Source organism: Microvirga sp. KLBC 81 (assembly GCF_003075415.1).
Lineage (GTDB): Bacteria > Pseudomonadota > Alphaproteobacteria > Rhizobiales > Beijerinckiaceae > Microvirga.
In genome coordinates this window covers 1-939 of sequence record NZ_QDAH01000278.1, presented here as the reverse complement: position 1 = coordinate 939, position 939 = coordinate 1, and the positions used below count along the sequence as shown (strand labels likewise).

At 60.3% G+C, this 939-nt stretch carries 2 pseudogenes; one reads left to right on the top strand and one right to left on the bottom strand.

The features are described 5' to 3' along the window. Positions 1-116 precede the first annotated feature (116 nt). A pseudogene (locus DC522_RS36705) lies at positions 117-345 on the top strand (transposase); the annotation flags it as partial. A 92-nt stretch (positions 346-437) separates the two neighbouring features. Here the strand turns inward: DC522_RS36705 and DC522_RS36700 are convergent. Then, a pseudogene (locus DC522_RS36700) lies at positions 438-868 on the bottom strand (transposase); the annotation flags it as partial. Positions 869-939 lie beyond the last annotated feature (71 nt).

The window sequence follows — 939 nt, the reverse complement described above, 5'->3', positions numbered from 1 at the left end:
CGCACGAACGCGGCAATCCGCATTCACCAAGCTCATGATGGCCCCTGTCCCAGCATGATGAATTCGCCAGCAGTATCGCAAAAGTGGAGGGCCTCTCATGAAGCAGGAGGTTCTCCATGCCTCACACGCGCTTTACGAAAGAGTTTCGGGATGAGGCGGTGCGGCTTGCCCTGACCGGCGGCCGCAGCTGGCCGAGATTACTGCGGATCTTGGGGGCGGCCTGTCGCCTCTGCGCCATTGGATCGAGCGCCGTCACGAGCGTGAGATCGAGGATCCGCCCGAAGAGCGGCAGGAGGACTGGCGGCCGAGCTGAAGCGGCTGCGGCGCGAGAACGAGATCCTGAAACTCTCGCCGACCTGAATATCGTCGCTCTGATCTGTATTAGGCCTTGTCACGGGAGCTCGAACTGAGCCGCAACGAGGGTAGAATTGGCCGTGTCACGCCGCTGAGGTCGCGATTTGCCACTGGGCTGCCGCCTCGGTTCTGAAGAGGCGCAGAGTGCGACGGGAGATGAGATAACGCTGGAAGTTGAAGGTGTTGTGAACCGCGGAATGGATGCTGAGGAAGCGCTGGGCTGAACCAGGCGACGTGAAGCCCTGCATCTTCTGTTCTTGTCGTCGCACCACCTGATGGGAATTCTCGGCGCGGTTGTTCTTTCGCAAGCCTTGCTCATGATGAGCCGAAAGCCCCAGCTCTCGTATGGCGGCTCCGTAGGAGGGCAACTTGTCTGTCACCAGAACACTCGGGGAGAAGCCCTCTTCTTCAGCAGCTTGCGCATGAACTTCACAGCGGCGGCCTTGTCTCGCCTGGGCTGCACAAGGATGTCCAGGATCTCGCCCTCACTATCGACAACCCGCCACAGGTACAATGGGGTGGACGCCCCTCCGGCAGCGCCTAGCTGCCAAGGTTGTAGCATTCGCAACCATAACCAAGAGGATC